Source organism: Spirillospora sp. NPDC000708 (genome assembly GCF_040299565.1).
Taxonomy (GTDB): Bacteria; Actinomycetota; Actinomycetes; order Streptosporangiales; family Streptosporangiaceae; genus Spirillospora.
In genome coordinates, this window is record NZ_JBEPCJ010000075.1 from 40,432 (window position 1) to 54,712 (window position 14,281).

Consider the following 14,281-nt stretch of genomic DNA (forward strand, 5'->3'; position numbering starts at 1 on the left):
CCTCCTCAGCCCTCCGGCACCAGGTCGAACAGGGGCTGGTCGTACTCGACCATGTCGCCGTCGGCGACGTGGACCTTGGCGATCCGGCCCCGGACGGCCGCGGTGACCGCGTTGAACAGCTTCATCGCCTCGATCAGCGCGACCTGCTGGCCCTCCTCGACGACGTCGCCGACCTCGACGAACGGCGGCTCGTCCGGGGACGGCCGCCCGTAGAAGGTGCCGACCAGCGGGGCGCGGACGGCCTCGCCGGCCGTGCCGTCCGCCGCCCCGGCCTCGGCGGGCGCGCCTGCCGGGACCGCCTGGTCCGCCGCGGCCGGAACCGCGGCGGCGGGCGTCCCGCCCTCGGGCGTGTGGAAGCTGAGGTCGACCGAGAGCTCGCCCGCCCGGACGGTCACCCGCTGGACGCGTCCGGGGAGCCCGTCGACGATCTCCCTCACGGTGCTGCTCAGCGTGCGGATCCGGTCGATGTCCCCGGCGCCCGCGCCGGTGTCAACGCCGTCCATGGTCCCGGTCCTCGATGGTCGTGATCCCGGCCGGGTCCCCGAACCGGGCGTACCGCCGGTAGCGCGCCTCGACGAGCGCGCCGGGGCCTTCCCGCGCGGACAGCGCATCCAGCTCGTCGAGCCCCTCCAGCAGCGCGGCCTTGATCCGGTCGGCGGTCGCCAGGTGCTCGGCGTGCGCGCCCTCGCCCGGCTCGCGGATCACGCCGTCCACCACGCCGAGGCGCAGCAGGTCGGGCGGGGTGAGGCGGAGCTGCTCGGCCGCGCGGGGCGCCGCTTCCGCGCTGCCGAAGAGGATCGTCGAGCATCCCTCCGGGCTGATGACCGAGAAGTACGCGCTGTCGAGGATCAGCACCCGGTTGGCGACGGCCAGCGCCAGGGCGCCGCCGCTGCCGCCCTCCCCGGTGACGACGGAGACGACGGGGACCGGAAGGTCCGACATGCGCTCCAGGCACCGGGCGATCGAGAACGCCTGCCCGTTGCTCTCCGCCTCGATCCCGGGGTAGGCGCCCGGCGTGTCGACGAACGTGACGAGCGGGAACCCGAACCTGGCCGCGTACTGCATGAGCCGGTACGCCTTCTGGTAGCCCCACGGGTGCGGCATCCCGAAGTTGCGCCGGACCATCTCCGCGACGTCGTGGCCCTTCTGGTGCCCGATGACCACGACCGTGCGGCCGTCGAGGTCGGCGAGCCCGCCGACCACGGCCGGGTCGTCGCCGCGGGCGCGGTCGCCGTGCAGCTCGACGAAGTCGCCGAACATGTAGGCGCAGTAGTCCAGCGTGGTCGGCCGCTCGACGGAACGCGCCCGCGCCACCACGTCGGCGGCGGGCCGCTCCGCCAGCTCGGCGGGGTCGGTGACCGTGGCGGCGGGCGGACGTCCCTCGTCCTGCGGCGCCCGCCTCCGCGGCCGGGGGGCGTGCAGGCGCAGCACGCGGCCGAGCATCGCGCGCAGTCCCTCGCGCGGCACGACCATGTCGATCTGGCCGTTGTCGAGCAGGTACTCCGCCGTCTGGAACCCCTGCGGCAGCTCCTGGCGGATCGTCTGCCGGATCACCTGCGGCCCGGCGAACCCGATCCGCGCGCCCGGCTCGGCGATGATCACGTCGCCGAGCATCGAGAACGACGCGGTGGCGCCGCCGAAGGTGGGGTTGAGGTTGAGGTTGACGACCAGGATCCCGGCCGCGTGCAGCCGGTTCAGCTCCTGGCTGGTCTTCGCCATCTGCATGAGCGAGATGGCGCCCTCCTGCATGCGGGCCCCGCCCGACGCGGAGATGATCACGAGCGGGACGCGGTCGTGCAGCGCGGTCCGGGCCGCCCGCGCGACGAGCTCACCGACCGCGGCGCCGATGCTGCCGCCAAGGAAGGCGAAGTCCAGCGCCGCGACGACGACCGGCCGGCCCTCGACCCTCGCGTGCCCGCAGACGGCGGCGGCCGGGTTGCCGGTCCGGCTGCGGTTCTCGGCCAGCCGCTGGGGATACGGCTTGGTGTCGGTGAAGCCGAGCAGGTCCGTGGAGCGGACCGTCTCGCCGAAACGGCGCAGGCTGCCGGGGTCCAGGAGCAGCTCGAGCCGCTCCCAGACGGTCAGCCTCCCGTGGTGCCCGCAGTCGGGGCACACCTTCAGGTTGCGGTCGAACTTGCGGCCGTAGACCAGCGCGCCGCAGCCGTCGCAGCGCAGCCACGCGTCCTCGGCCGCCGGTTCCGTCCGGGCCGGGCCGGGCCGCGGCCGCCCGCCGTTGGTGACCGTCATCGCCCGCCTCCCGCGACCGGCGCGCCGGCCGCGCCGCCGTGCGCGAACGCGACCGAGCAGAACACCGAGTCGATCTCGGCGAGCGCGCGGCAGCGCCTGAAGTGGTCCTGCACGCTCGGGTGGGTCTGCATCGCCTCGAACTCCTCGCGGCTGCGCCACTGCGCGTAGTTGACGACCCGGGTGCCGTCCTCGCTCAGGTGCACGTTGGCCGACACGAAGCCGGGGAATCGCCTGATGACGCCGGTGACGTCGACGATCTCGTCGTACATGCGGCGCTGGTCCTCCGGCCGCACGGTGAACATGTTGACCAGGGTGTAGTAGCCGTCCGCGACCGAGATCCGTCCCATCAGAGGGCCTCCGTTCCGTGGCGGGTCATTGCGGGACCCCGCGCACCACCAGCGCGGAGTTGAAGCCGCCGAGCCCGCGGGCGATGACGAGGACGGTGCGGACCGGCAGGTCGCGGGACCGCTCCAGGACCACGTCGAGCCCGTACTCGGCGGGGATGTCGCCGATGTTGGCCGCGGCCGGCACCACGCCGTCGCGGATCATCAGCAGGGCGGCGACGACGTCCAGCGGGCCGCCGCCGGAGTACAGCCGCCCGGTCATCGTCTTGGGCACGGCGACGGGCACGCCGCGCGGCCCGAACACCTCGCAGAGCGCCGCCGCCTCGGCGCGGTCCATCGCCGGCACGCCCATCGCGTCGGGCACGACCACGTCGACCTGGTCGGCGCGCACGCCGGCGTCGTCGAGCGCCCCGGCGATGGCCTTGGTGAGCACGGGCGGCCGGTCGGACCCCGGCGGCGGGTCGAAGGAGGCGGCGTACCCCGCGATCTCGCCGTAGACGTGCGGCGCGCCCCGCTCGCGGGCCGCGTCCTCGGTCTCCATGACGAGGATCGCGCCGCCCTCGCCGGGGACGTATCCGGAGGCGTCCCGGTCGAACGGCAGGTAGGCGCGGTCCGGGTCGGGCACCTCGCTCAGCAGGCCGTTGGGCAGCTGGGCCGTGACGCCCCAGGGGCACAGGGGCGCCTCCACCCCTCCGGTGACGGCGAGGCGGAGCGTCCCGTCGCGCAGCTTGCGGCGCGCGGCGGCGAGCGCGTCCAGGCCCCCGGCCTGCTCGGTCACGACGACGGAGCCGTGGCCGCGCGCGCCGTGCCGGATCGAGAGCTGGCCGGTGTTCACCGCGTAGAACCAGGCGAACGACTGGTACGCGCTGACCCGGTGCGGTCCCTGGCTCCACAGCTTCTGCAGCTCGCGCTGCCCGAACTCGAACCCGCCGCAGCCGTTCGCCGTGACCACGCCGACGTCGTAGCGGCCCGCCGCGGACGGGTCCGCGGCGGCGTCCTCCAGCGCCCAGGACGCCCCGGCGAGGGCGAACCGGGTGGTGCGGTCGGTCTGCGGGATCAGCCGGCCGGGCACGACGCCGGCCGGCTCGAACCCCGCGATCTCCCCGGCCACCTTGAGCGGGTACGGCGACAGGTCGAGCCGCTCGGGCACGGCGACGCCGCCGTGCCCGGCCAGGGTCGCCCGCCAGTAGTCGGCGACGCCGAGGCCGTTCGGCGCGAGCACCCCGGCCCCGGTCACCACGATCCGGCCGCTCATGCCGCCTCCGGTCTGCGCAGCACCGCCGCGCTCTGGAAGCCGCCGAACCCGCTGCCGACCGTGAGCGCCGCGCCGACCGGGTACTCGCGGGCGACGAGCGGGATGTAGTCCAGGTCGCAGTCGGGGTCGGGCTCGCGGAGGTTGGCGGTCGGCGGGACCACGCCGTGCTCGATCGCCAGCGCGCAGGCCGCGATCTCGATCGAGCCGACCGAGCCGAGCGAGTGCCCGATCATCGACTTGATCGAGCTGATCGGGGTGCGGTAGGCGGCGGCGCCGAGGGCGTCCTTGAACGCCGCCGTCTCGTGCAGGTCGTTCTGCCGGGTGCCCGATCCGTGGGCGCTGATGTAGTCGAAGCCGTCGGCGTTGATCCGCGACTGGTCCATCGCGGACCGGATCGCCTCGGCCATCTCCTTGCCGTCGGCCTTCAGGCCGGTCATGTGGTAGGCGTTGCAGCGGGTGGCGAACCCCGACAGCTCGGCGTAGACGTGCGCGCCGCGCCGGCGGGCGTGCTCGTACTCCTCCAGCACGAAGATCGCCGACCCCTCGCCCAGCGCGAAGCCGTTGCGGGTGCGGTCGAACGGCCGGCAGGAGCCCTCGGGGTCGTGGTTGTCGGGCGAGGTCGCCCGCAGCGCGTCGAAGCACGCGTAGGTGATCGGGGACAGCGGCGCGTCGGTCGCGCCGGTGATCATGATGTCGGCGGCGCCCTCGCGGACCAGCTCCAGCGCGTGGCCGACGGCGTCCAGGCCCGACGTGCACCCGGTCGAGACCACGGTGACCGGCCCCTCGGCGCCCGCCGCCCAGGCGACCTCGCGGGCCAGTGAGGTCGGGACGAAGAAGTCGTAGAGGTTGTCGGCGGCCAGGGTGTGGTCGGTGAGCCAGTCGCGACCGTTGGAGCTGGTCTTGGCGTACTGGCTCTCCAGCCCCATCGTGCAGCCGACGGCCGTGCCGACGCTCACCCCGATCCGGCCGGGGTCGGCGCCGTCCAGCGGCAGCCCGCCGTCGGTGAGGGCCTCGGCCAGCGACACCAGCGCGAACTGGACCATCCTGTCCAGGCCCGCCGCCTGGTCGGGGCGCAGCCCCGCGGCCACGGGGTCGAAGTCCACCTCCCCGGCGATCTGGGACCGGTACCCCTCGGGGTCGAAGAGGGTCACGCGCCGGGTCGCCGGCCGCCCCGAGGTGATCTGCTCCCAGAACGGCTTGGTCCCGACCCCGCCGGGCGCCACGACCCCGATGCCGGTGATGACGGCTCTGCGCATCGTGGTCACCTCGTCCGCAGGGACGGCGGGGGCGCGTCCGGGTAGGGAACGGGTTCGACCTCCACGTGGCCCTGCTCGGGCGTCGGGGCGAGCGGCGCCATCTGGAACACCAGCAGCGCCGGCGACGCCGAGACGTTCTCGATGCGGTGCGACCGCGTCTTCGGGACCATCGCGGCCTCGTGGGTGCCGAGGAGCAGCTCGTCCTCGTCGATCCGGAGCAGCACGCGGCCCTCGGCGACGAAGATGAACTCCTCGGAGTACGGGTGGTAGTGCGCGGCGACGAAGTCGCCGCGGTCGAGCGACATGGTGCCGAGGAAGCCCGCGGTCGCCCCGACCGACGTGGGGCTGAGCAGCGGGCGGATGCCGCCGCCGAGCCGCCGGCTGGGGCTGACGTCCTCCATCGACACCTTGGTCAGACCGGACATGGAAGGCCTTTCCGTCATGCTTGCCAGCGGTAGAACTGCTCGGCTCGGGTGTCTTTCAGGGTCCGGAACTCCGGCAGGTACGGCTCGAGATGGGCGGCCAGGCGGTCGCGCGTGTCGACGAACGCCGGATCGGTGCGGGCCGCGAAGATCCGCTCGGTGAGGTCGCCGGGCAGGTCGTCGCGCGCCTCCACCAGGTGGACGTAGAGGCCGTGGAAGCGGTAGAGCGTCCGGTTCACGACGCCGATCCGCTCTGGCAGCCCGGTGCGGTCGTGCTCGGTCCAGATCTTGGCGACGGCCGGCGCGTCCTCGGGCCGCATCCGGTCGATGAACAGCACTCGCTGCATCTCAGTGCTCCCTCTCTTCGGCGATGGAGTCGGCGATGGTGCGGCGGTCGACCTTGCCGTTGTCGTTCAGCGGCAGCGTCTCCCAGTGCGTGAGCGAGCGCGGCATCATGTGCGGCGGCAGCCGCCGCGCGAGCGCCGCCTTCAGCTCCTCGTGGCCGAGGCGTTCGCCGGTGTGGACGGCGTGCAGCGCCATCGCGCCGTCGCCCTGCGAGACCGCCACGACGATGGCGTCCTGGACGCCGGGCTGGTCGCGCAGCACCGACTCGATCTCGCCGAGCTCGACCCGGTAGCCCTGCACCTTGACCTGGTGGTCGGTGCGGCCGAGATGGACCAGGCCGCCGGCCTCGCGCCGGACGAGGTCGCCCGTCCGGTACCAGAGCTCGGGCCCCGGCGGGCCGGGACCGTCCCACGCGGTGGCGCGTCCGGCCTCGAAGGCGACGAAGCGCCCGGCGTTGTCGGCGGGGTCCAGGTAGCCGGCGAAGCGCTGCGGGCCGCGCACGCACAGCTCGCCGGCGGGCGCCGGGACCCCGTCCTCGCCGATCACCAGGACGTCGTGGCCGGGATAGGGGTCGCCGATGGGCACGGTGCCGTTGAGCGGCGTGAGGCCCTCGGTGTAGCGGTGCTGCGTGCAGCTCAGCGTCAGCTCGGTCGGCCCGTACAGGTTCTCCAGGACGCCGTTCGGGGCGGCGTCCCGCCAGGCCCGCGCCTGCGACACGGTGAGCTGCTCACCGCAGAACAGGCTCCATCGCAGGTCCGGCATCGAGGCCGGGGTGAGGCGGCCGAGCCGGCGCGCCACCGAGATGAGCGACGGCACCGAGAACCAGTGGGTGATCCCCCGCCCGGCGACGAAGCGGGCCGGGTTCATCAGCTCGCCGCGGCGCGGGACGACGACGGCCGCGCCGGACGCCCAGGAGGCGAACAGGTCGAAGACGGAGAGGTCGAAGGTGAGGTCGAAGGTCTGCGACACCCGGGAGCCGGGGCCGAGCCCGTAGCGCGGGACGACGTGGTCCAGGTAGGCCGACAGGTTGTCGTGGCCGACCGGCACCCCTTTGGGGACCCCGGTCGATCCCGAGGTGAACAGGATGTAGGCGGTGTCCCCGGCCGGTCCGGGCGGGGCCGGCCGCTCGCCCGCGAGCTCGTCCGGGAACGACGGGCCCAGCCCGATGACGGGCACGGCGGCCGCGAACCCGGGGTCCTGCGAGACCACCGCCTCGACCCGTCCGGCCGCGATGACGCGCTCGTTGCGCTCCGCCGGGAAGGACGGGTTGAGCGGGACGGTCACCGCGCCGAGCCGCTGGATCGCCAGGTAGCCCGCGTACGCGGCGAGCGTGCGCGAGGCGTGCAGGCCGACGGCGCGGGGCGCGCCGCCGCACCGCGCGGCGATCCGGCCGGCGACGCGGGCCGCCAGCTCGTCGAGCTCGCGGTAGGTGAGGCGGTCGCCGGCCAGTTCGAGGGCGACGGCGTCCGGGTGCCGGGCGGCCGAGTCGGCGAACCGGGAGTGCAGGGTCCGTTGTGGCATGGCTGTCTCCTCGAGACGGCCCGCTGGCGCGCCGTGCGGGCGCGCGGGCGGGCCGTCCGGTTCACTTGCGGCCGATCTCGGCCCCGCCGAGCGCGATCCGCTCGATCTTCTCCTTGATCACCGCCTGCTGGATCGCGGTGTTGTCGTTGAGGCGCTTGGTGATCTCCTCGTCGGTGAACGGCGCCGTGGGCTTGGCCTCGAACTCCTGCCGCCACCGCATGAGGGTCCCCTCGCCCTCGGTGCGGAAGTCCCAGTAGATGCGCATGTACTCGAAGGGCCCGGTCTCGACCCGGTGCGCCCGCGACGACTTCGTCGCGTCGTCCCAGGTGCGCTCGCTGACCCAGCTCCACACCGTCCCGTCGGGGTCGGGGACCATGGTGAGGCGGAACCGCACCGTGGTGCCCTCCTCGTGCAGCACCTCGATCGAGGCGTACTCGGTGAACAGGCTCGGCCAGCGGCGGACGTCGTTCATGGTCCGCCAGACCAGCTCGATCGGCGCGTCGATGTGGATGGAGTTGTCGATCGAGTTGGCCATCAGTTCTCACTCCCCGGAGCGGCGTTGATGTGGGCGTGGATCTCGGCGATGGTCATCGCCTGCGACTCGTCGGGCAGGCTGATCCCGTAGTCGTCCTGCAGGACCTTCTCCAGCTCGATGACGCCGATCGAGTCGATGCCGAGCTCGGCGAGGGACAGGGCGTCGTCGATCTGGTCGGGCTCCAGGCCGATGTGCGTGGTGAGGATGTCGTGCAGCCGTTCGCGCGGCACCGCGGGCGCGGGCATGGGGTACCTCCTGGGTTCGGTGATCACACCGGACGGCACTCGAGGAGCGTCCAGTGGTAGACGGGCTCGGAGATCAGCTCGAAGCCGGCCCCGGCGAACAGCGCGTTCCAGTCGTCGAGGGTGCGCTCCCGGCCGCCGTGCAGGACGAGCATGTCCAGGTCGAGGAACTTGCCGTGGTCCCAGGCGTTGCCCGGCTCCAGCACCGAGTCCACGACCAGCAGCCGGGCGTCCCGGTCGCCGATCGCCGACCGGACGCGGCGCAGGACCAGCCCGGCGTCCTCGTCGTTCAGGTCGTGCAGGACGGCCTTGATGAAGTAGCAGTCGCAGTCGCCGGGGACGCCCGCGGTCCGCAGGTCGCCGGCCACCACCTCGGCGCGGTCGCCCACCTGGTGCTCGGCGAGCAGCTTGGCGGCCTTCTCCGCCATCCAGGGCAGCTCGATCAGGTGGCCGGTGGTCTCGGGGAACGCCTTCAGCACGTGGGCGAGGAAGAAGCCGTCGCCGCCGCCGAGGTCGGCGATCCGGCGGAACCGCGCCAGGTCCCACTGGGCGAGCTCCTGCTCGACGAACTGCCGGCTCCAGTGCGACATGAAGCCGTCGTAGTAGGCGTCGATCTCGGGGTTCCGCTGCAGGTACTCGACGAACGGGACGCCGAACGCCTTCTCGAAGGCCGGCTCGCCCGTCCGGACGCTGTGCCGCAGCTCGGCGTAGGCGCGCTGCGTGAGGTCCATGCGGTTGTACTTGGCGAGGGCGAGAACCGCGCGGGGGTTGCCGGAGCGCAGCCCGTCGGCGAGCGGGGTCAGCTCGAAGGTGCCCTTCGTCTCCGTCTCGGCGAACAGGCCGACCGACGCGGCGGTCCGCAGGATCCGGTAGAGCGAGGGGGCGTGGGTGCCGGTCTGCTCGGCCAGGGTCTCGACGGGCAGCGGGCCGTCCGCGAGCCGGTCGGCGATCTCGAACTCGATGAGCAGCTCGACCAGCTGCGACAGCCGGCCCGAGCAGGCCAGCAGGATCAGGTGCTGGGCGTGGAGGTCGTCCGGGACGGGGTTGACCGGAGTGGCCGGTGTAGCGGGCATCACGCGCTCCTTCGCTTCACGTCGCCGTCGATGGCCTGGTTGATCAGGGCGAGGAGCTTGCGCAGGGTCCGGGCCGATCCGACCGCCTCGTCGGACAGGTCGACGCCGAAGCGGTGCTTGATCTCGCTGACGACCTCGAGCAGGGCCACCGAGTCGTAGCCGAGGTATTCGAAGAGCACGTCGATGACATCGCCGTCGAGCACGCCCTGCTCGGCCTCGCCGGCCTGGGCGCGGGTGATGTCGATCAACTCTTCCAGGGTCATCTGGCTCATCTGCAAGTCCTACTGTCCGCTGGATGTGCACTGCCCGATGCCAATTACCGGGCGACATCGATTCCCCATACTCGGCACGCGCATTTCTTTTCACAAGGCCGCCGGACGGCAATGTCCGGATCAGGACAGAGGAAAGCGATTCTAGCGTTTCTCCAGGGTTTTATCAGACCCTGGAACGATCAGCGTCGGCCCGCCAATAACTGCACCACATGCAGTCTGACGTGGCCTTTCACAGATCCCTCAGTGAGAATCTAGAGCGATTGGTCAGCATCTGCCGCAGAGTGATTTACCGCATGAGGCTGGTCGCTCATCAATGCGGCCCACGACCGAATGAGGACGCACCGTGCCCGATGTCGAGGTTCCCGTACTGATCATTGGAGGCGGGCTGACCGGCCTTGCCGCCGCCCTTTTCCTCCGGCAGAACGGCGTCGACTGCCTGCTGGTGGAACGCAACACGACGACCTCCCAGCTGCTGCGCTCCACCCACGTCAGCCCGCGGACGATGGAGCTGTTCCGCACCGTGGGCGTCCAGCAGGCCGTCTGGGACACCGCCGAGAAGGTCGTGCGCGGCGAGTACTGGTCGCGCACCGACCTGCCGCCGCACCACCTGCCGCGCGCCATCCTGCGCGCCGACTCCCTGGCCCACGTCGTGAACGGGGACGTCATCGTCATGGAGCAGGGCGTCAACCGGTTCGACGACGTCGGCCCCGTCGAGCCCGTCTGGTGCGGCCAGGACCGGGTGGAGCCGATCATGCTCCGCGAGGCCGTCGCGCGCGGCGCGCGGGCCGAGTTCAACACCGAGATGCTCTGGTTCGAGCAGGACGCCGACGGCGTCACCGCGGCGGTCCGCGACCGCGCCACCGGCGCCGAGCGGACCGTGCGCGCCCGGTACATGATCGCCGCGGACGGCGCCGGCGGCCGGATCCGGACCGCGCTCGGCATCGGGCGGTCGGGCGAGGGCACCGTCGGCCACGTGCTGAACGTGCTGTTCAAGGCCGACCTGGACGCGATCCTGGGCGGCCGGCGGTTCCTCATCCTCTACCTGACCAACCGCACCGCGCCCGGCATGCTGTTCAAGCTGGACGACGAGCGGTGGATCTTCGGCCTGTTCTGCGGGCCGGAGGACATCGAGGAGGGCAGGATCCCCCACGCCGAGTGCGCGGAGCTGATCCGCACCGCGACCGGCGTGCCCGACCTGCCCATCGACGTGCACATGACCATGGGCTGGTGGATGGCGCACGAGGTCGTCGACCGGTACCGCTCCGGGCGGGTCTTCCTCGCGGGCGACGCCTGCCACGTGATGCCGCCGACCGGCGGGTTCGGCGCCAACGCGGGCGTCCAGGACGCCAACAACATCGCGTGGAAGCTGGCCGCGGTCATCAACGGCTGGGCCGGCGAGGCGCTCCTGGACACCTACGAGGCCGAGCGCCGGCCCGTCGGGAAGGAGACGGCCGACCAGGCGTGGATGCGCCACATCCAGTGGAGCGCCCCGAAGGAGGCCGCCAAGTACGACCAGCGCGACCAGACCACCATCACCATGGGCTACCGCTACGCGTCGGACGCCGTCGCCGGGGAGGCGTTCACCGAGGCGCTCCCGGAGGAGCTGAACATCGACGGCCGCCCCGGCATGCGCGTGCCGCACGTCTGGCTGGAGCGCGACGGCGAGCGGGTGTCCTCGGTCGACCTGGCTGGCGACGCCTACGCGCTGCTGGCCGGGCCCGAGGGCGCGGCCTGGACGCGCGCCGCCCGGCGGGAGGCCGAGCGTTCGGGCATGCCGCTGCGGGCGTACACCGTCGGACCCGCCATGGACCTCGACGACCCCGGCGGCGCGTTCCCGGAGGCGGCGGGGATCGGCTCCTCGGGCGCGGTGCTCGTCCGGCCCGACGGGTTCGTCGCCTGGCGCGCCGAGGAGGCGGCCGAGGACGCCGGGACGACCTTGACGAAGGTCCTGGACGCCGTCACCGGCCGCGCCGCCGCCGTGACCCCCTGATCCCCCGACCGCCCGTTCCCGAGCCCGCCAGCCACCGATGCGGAGGACCGGCCATGGTGCACATCTCGACCGACGACGACTACTACACGACCATCACCGTCTTCACCACGACGCCGGAGAACCAGCGCCGGCTCTTCGAGGTGATCAAGGAGGGCGAGGAGCGGCTCCGCGGCTTCCCCGGCCTGGTGTCGGCCGGCCTCCACCTCAGCCACGACGGCACGCGCCTCATCGGCTACGCGCAGTGGGAGAAGAAGGAGGCCTTCGACGCGATGCGCGCCCTGCCCGACCGGCAGGAGCACTTCCGCGAGGTCCACGGCCTGGTCAGCGACGTGCAGCTCATCGCCTGCCGCGTCGCCTACACCCACGACGAGATCGCCCCCACCACGAGGTAACGGCCCGCACCGCGGGCACGACTGAAAGGACGCCAACCCGATGGCACGCATTCCCGCCGACAAGGCGCACTTCACGATGGTCAACATCTTCGACACCGAGCCCGAGCACCAGGAGAGGCTGTTCGAGGTGATGTCCAAGGGCGCCGACGTCATGGGCGCGCACAAGGGCAACGTCGGGGTCGCCATGCACCTGAGCCACGACGGCAAGCGCCTCATCACCATCACCGAGTGGGAGAGCAAGGAGGCCTTCGAGGACATGCGCGCCCGCTCCGACCTCCAGTCCTACTTCAAGGAGGTCAGCGGGATCATCACCTCGGTGGACCCGAACCCCTGCCGGCTCGCCTACCTCCACGACCAGGCCTGAGGCGGAGAGGACGCGACGATGCGAGCAGTGGCGATGACCTCGTTCGGCGGCCCCGAGGTGCTGTCGGTGGTCGAGATCCCCACGCCGGAGCCGGAGGCGGGCCAGGTCCGCGTCCGGGTCGCGGCGGCCACGGTCAACAACTTCGACCTGGTGGCGCGCGCCGGCCGGCTCGGCGGGATGCTCCCCGCGGGGCCGCGGTACGTCCTCGGCTGGGACGTGGCGGGCGAGATCGACGCGGTCGCTCCCGACGTCACCGGCCTCGCCCCCGGCGACGCCGTCATCGGGATGTCGGACTGGCTCGACACCAAGGCCGGCACCTACGCCGAGTACGTGGTGCTGAACGCCGCGTCGGTGACGCGGGCGCCGGCGGGGGCCACCCCGCTGCAGGCCGCGACCATCCCGGTCAACGGCCTCACGGCGCTGCGGATCCTGGAGCTGCTCGACCCCGCGCCCGGCGCGACGATCGCCGTCACCGGCGCGGGCGGCGCCGTCGGCGGCTACACCACCGAGCTGGCGGCGGGCCGGGGCCACCGGGTCCTGGCGGTCGCGTCGGCGCAGGACGAGGCGTTCCTCACCGGGCTCGGCGCGGTGTTCGTGCCGCGCTCCGACGACCCGGTGGCGGCGCTGCGGGCGCACGCGCCGGACGGCGTGGACGCGCTGGTCGACGCCGCGACCATCGGTCCCGAGATGATCGCCGCGGTCCGCGACGGCGGCGCGTACGCCGGGCTGACCCCGCCGAAGACGCCCGAGCCCGAGCGGGGCATCAGCGTGCACCGCGTCCACGTGACCGCCGACGGCGCGCGGCTCGCCGAGCTGGTGTCGCTGGCCGAGCAGGGCCGGTTCACCCTCCGGGTGGCGCAGGACTTCCCGTTCGAGCAGGCGCCCCAGGCGCACGCGATGCTCGCCAAGGGCGGCGTGCGCGGGCGCGTCCTGCTCACCCCCTGACGGTCCCGAATCGCGCCCCGCCGAGGAGCGCCCGCGGTGTCGGCCCACACCCGCGGGCGCTCCGTCCACGTGCCCGGCGAACAGTACGACCGACCCCCGAAAGGAGCCGACATGCAGATCGGCATCGGCCTGCCCGCCAACATCCCCGGCGCCGGCCCCGAGCAGATCCTGGAATGGGCGCGCCGCGCCGAGGACCGCGGGTACTCCTGCCTGTCCGCCATCGACCGGATCGTCTTCGACAACTACGAGCCGCTGGTCGCGCTGGCCGCGGCGGCCGCGGTCACCCGCCGGATCCGGCTCGCCACCAGCGTCGTCATCGCGCCCTGCCGGCTGAACGCGGCGCTGCTGGCCAAGCAGGCGGCCTCGGTCAACAAGCTGTCCGGCGGGCGGCTGGTGCTGGGCATGGCCCCGGGCGGCCGCGATGACGACTACGTCGCCTCGAACGCCTCCTACGCCGAGCGCGGGAAGGAGTTCGACCGCATGCTGGCGGAGATGACCGCGGTCTGGGCGGGCGAGGGCGGGATCGGCCCGTCCTGCCGGGCCCCCGAGATCATCATCGGCGGGTTCGCCCCCCGGTCGTTCCGCCGCGTCGCGCGCTTCGGCGACGGCTGGATCGCCGGGGCGGACGGCGCGGACTCCTTCGCCGGCGGCGCCGAGCAGGCGCGGCGGGCCTGGAAGGCGGCGGGCCGCGACGGCGCCCCCTTCCTGCAGGCGCTGGCGTACTTCTCGGTCGGCGAGGACGCCGACCGGCACGCGCGCGACTACCTGCGCAGCTACTACTCGTTCTCCGAATGGGTGGCGGACCGCGTCGCCGACGCGACGCTCAAGGACGCCGAGACCATCCGCCGCACCGTGAAGGAGTACGCGGAGGTCGGCACCGACGAGCTGATCCTGCTGCCGGTCGATCCCGACCCGTCCCAGGTGGACCTTTTGGCCGACATCATCATGTGACGCGGCGTGTGAGGCCCGGCGCACGGCGAGAGGGGCGGTCCGATTCCTCGGACCGCCCCTCTCGCCCTGCTCGGGCGGTCAGGTGGCGGCCGGCCCCGGGCCCCCCCGCGCCGGGTCGAAGATGGGC

The 14,281-nt window shown here is 73.0% G+C and carries 17 protein-coding genes; 5 read left to right on the top strand and 12 right to left on the bottom strand.

The window, feature by feature from the left end; genetic code table 11:
• Positions 1-5 precede the first annotated feature (5 nt).
• The 12 genes from ABT299_RS38315 to ABT299_RS38370 all read right to left on the bottom strand — a co-directional run bounded on the left by ABT299_RS38315 (position 6) and on the right by ABT299_RS38370 (position 9,512).
• Positions 6-503, bottom strand: coding sequence for an acetyl-CoA carboxylase biotin carboxyl carrier protein (locus ABT299_RS38315; protein WP_500253722.1), 498 nt, complete (start codon positions 501-503; stop codon positions 6-8).
• Positions 490-2,247: an acetyl-CoA carboxylase carboxyl transferase subunit alpha gene (accA, locus tag ABT299_RS38320; protein WP_500253723.1), complete on the bottom strand. Its 1,758-nt coding sequence runs from the start codon at positions 2,245-2,247 to the stop codon at positions 490-492. The genes ABT299_RS38315 and accA overlap by 14 nt, the downstream gene beginning before the upstream one ends.
• On the bottom strand, positions 2,244-2,594 hold the full coding sequence (locus ABT299_RS38325; protein WP_190855307.1) for an antibiotic biosynthesis monooxygenase family protein: 351 nt from the start codon (positions 2,592-2,594) through the stop codon (positions 2,244-2,246). Before ABT299_RS38325 ends, accA begins: the two co-directional genes overlap by 4 nt.
• Before the next feature lie 25 nt (positions 2,595-2,619).
• On the bottom strand, positions 2,620-3,846 hold the full coding sequence (locus tag ABT299_RS38330; protein ID WP_190855305.1) for a ketosynthase chain-length factor: 1,227 nt from the start codon (positions 3,844-3,846) through the stop codon (positions 2,620-2,622).
• Positions 3,843-5,102 (bottom strand): beta-ketoacyl-[acyl-carrier-protein] synthase family protein, encoded by a 1,260-nt coding sequence (locus ABT299_RS38335; RefSeq protein WP_387026556.1) that lies wholly within the window; start codon positions 5,100-5,102, stop codon positions 3,843-3,845. Before ABT299_RS38335 ends, ABT299_RS38330 begins: the two co-directional genes overlap by 4 nt.
• A gap of 5 nt (positions 5,103-5,107) precedes the next feature.
• Entirely contained in the window at positions 5,108-5,527 is a 420-nt protein-coding gene (locus ABT299_RS38340; RefSeq protein ID WP_190855300.1) for a cupin domain-containing protein, read from the bottom strand.
• A gap of 14 nt (positions 5,528-5,541) precedes the next feature.
• A complete protein-coding gene (locus ABT299_RS38345) occupies positions 5,542-5,871 on the bottom strand; it encodes a TcmI family type II polyketide cyclase (RefSeq protein ID WP_190855298.1) in 330 nt (109 codons plus the stop codon).
• A gap of 1 nt (position 5,872) precedes the next feature.
• Complete coding sequence (locus ABT299_RS38350; RefSeq protein WP_500253724.1) at positions 5,873-7,390, bottom strand: amino acid adenylation domain-containing protein; 1,518 nt, start codon at positions 7,388-7,390, stop codon at positions 5,873-5,875.
• Between the two features lie 61 nt (positions 7,391-7,451).
• A complete protein-coding gene (locus ABT299_RS38355) occupies positions 7,452-7,925 on the bottom strand; it encodes an SRPBCC family protein (protein WP_190855294.1) in 474 nt (157 codons plus the stop codon).
• Positions 7,925-8,170, bottom strand: a complete 246-nt coding sequence (locus ABT299_RS38360; RefSeq protein ID WP_190855292.1) for an acyl carrier protein — start codon at positions 8,168-8,170, stop codon at positions 7,925-7,927. The genes ABT299_RS38355 and ABT299_RS38360 overlap by 1 nt, the downstream gene beginning before the upstream one ends.
• 23 nt (positions 8,171-8,193) lie before the next feature.
• Positions 8,194-9,240, bottom strand: a complete 1,047-nt coding sequence (locus tag ABT299_RS38365) for a methyltransferase (RefSeq protein WP_433135876.1) — start codon at positions 9,238-9,240, stop codon at positions 8,194-8,196.
• Positions 9,240-9,512, bottom strand: coding sequence for an acyl carrier protein (locus tag ABT299_RS38370; protein WP_190855288.1), 273 nt, complete (start codon positions 9,510-9,512; stop codon positions 9,240-9,242). Before ABT299_RS38370 ends, ABT299_RS38365 begins: the two co-directional genes overlap by 1 nt.
• A 343-nt stretch (positions 9,513-9,855) precedes the next feature.
• On the opposite strand from ABT299_RS38370, the gene ABT299_RS38375 reads away from it, so the two are divergent.
• The 5 genes from ABT299_RS38375 to ABT299_RS38395 all read left to right on the top strand — a co-directional run bounded on the left by ABT299_RS38375 (position 9,856) and on the right by ABT299_RS38395 (position 14,154).
• A complete protein-coding gene (locus ABT299_RS38375; RefSeq protein WP_500253725.1) occupies positions 9,856-11,502 on the top strand; it encodes an FAD-dependent monooxygenase in 1,647 nt (548 codons plus the stop codon).
• A gap of 53 nt (positions 11,503-11,555) precedes the next feature.
• Positions 11,556-11,894, top strand: coding sequence for an antibiotic biosynthesis monooxygenase family protein (locus ABT299_RS38380; protein ID WP_208265935.1), 339 nt, complete (start codon positions 11,556-11,558; stop codon positions 11,892-11,894).
• A 40-nt stretch (positions 11,895-11,934) separates the two neighbouring features.
• A complete protein-coding gene (locus ABT299_RS38385) occupies positions 11,935-12,258 on the top strand; it encodes an antibiotic biosynthesis monooxygenase family protein (RefSeq protein ID WP_500253726.1) in 324 nt (107 codons plus the stop codon).
• 18 nt (positions 12,259-12,276) lie between these two features.
• Positions 12,277-13,203, top strand: a complete 927-nt coding sequence (locus ABT299_RS38390) for an NADP-dependent oxidoreductase (RefSeq protein WP_500253727.1) — start codon at positions 12,277-12,279, stop codon at positions 13,201-13,203.
• Between the two features lie 111 nt (positions 13,204-13,314).
• Positions 13,315-14,154 (top strand): LLM class flavin-dependent oxidoreductase, encoded by an 840-nt coding sequence (locus ABT299_RS38395; protein WP_500253728.1) that lies wholly within the window; start codon positions 13,315-13,317, stop codon positions 14,152-14,154.
• Positions 14,155-14,281: the final 127 nt, after the last annotated feature.

Bases quoted from the DNA above. Each gene is read 5' to 3' on its own strand.
- ABT299_RS38315 (WP_500253722.1), bottom strand. From the start codon at position 503: ATGGACGGCGTTGACACCGGCGCGGGCGCCGGGGACATCGACCGGATC.
- accA (WP_500253723.1), bottom strand. From the start codon at position 2,247: ATGACGGTCACCAACGGCGGGCGGCCGCGGCCCGGCCCGGCCCGGACG.
- ABT299_RS38325 (WP_190855307.1), bottom strand. From the start codon at position 2,594: ATGGGACGGATCTCGGTCGCGGACGGCTACTACACCCTGGTCAACATG.
- ABT299_RS38330 (WP_190855305.1), bottom strand. From the start codon at position 3,846: ATGAGCGGCCGGATCGTGGTGACCGGGGCCGGGGTGCTCGCGCCGAAC.
- ABT299_RS38335 (WP_387026556.1), bottom strand. From the start codon at position 5,102: ATGCGCAGAGCCGTCATCACCGGCATCGGGGTCGTGGCGCCCGGCGGG.
- ABT299_RS38340 (WP_190855300.1), bottom strand. From the start codon at position 5,527: ATGTCCGGTCTGACCAAGGTGTCGATGGAGGACGTCAGCCCCAGCCGG.
- ABT299_RS38345 (WP_190855298.1), bottom strand. From the start codon at position 5,871: ATGCAGCGAGTGCTGTTCATCGACCGGATGCGGCCCGAGGACGCGCCG.
- ABT299_RS38350 (WP_500253724.1), bottom strand. From the start codon at position 7,390: ATGCCACAACGGACCCTGCACTCCCGGTTCGCCGACTCGGCCGCCCGG.
- ABT299_RS38355 (WP_190855294.1), bottom strand. From the start codon at position 7,925: ATGGCCAACTCGATCGACAACTCCATCCACATCGACGCGCCGATCGAG.
- ABT299_RS38360 (WP_190855292.1), bottom strand. From the start codon at position 8,170: ATGCCCGCGCCCGCGGTGCCGCGCGAACGGCTGCACGACATCCTCACC.
- ABT299_RS38365 (WP_433135876.1), bottom strand. From the start codon at position 9,240: ATGCCCGCTACACCGGCCACTCCGGTCAACCCCGTCCCGGACGACCTC.
- ABT299_RS38370 (WP_190855288.1), bottom strand. From the start codon at position 9,512: ATGAGCCAGATGACCCTGGAAGAGTTGATCGACATCACCCGCGCCCAG.
- ABT299_RS38380 (WP_208265935.1), top strand. From the start codon at position 11,556: ATGGTGCACATCTCGACCGACGACGACTACTACACGACCATCACCGTC.
- ABT299_RS38385 (WP_500253726.1), top strand. From the start codon at position 11,935: ATGGCACGCATTCCCGCCGACAAGGCGCACTTCACGATGGTCAACATC.
- ABT299_RS38390 (WP_500253727.1), top strand. From the start codon at position 12,277: ATGCGAGCAGTGGCGATGACCTCGTTCGGCGGCCCCGAGGTGCTGTCG.
- ABT299_RS38395 (WP_500253728.1), top strand. From the start codon at position 13,315: ATGCAGATCGGCATCGGCCTGCCCGCCAACATCCCCGGCGCCGGCCCC.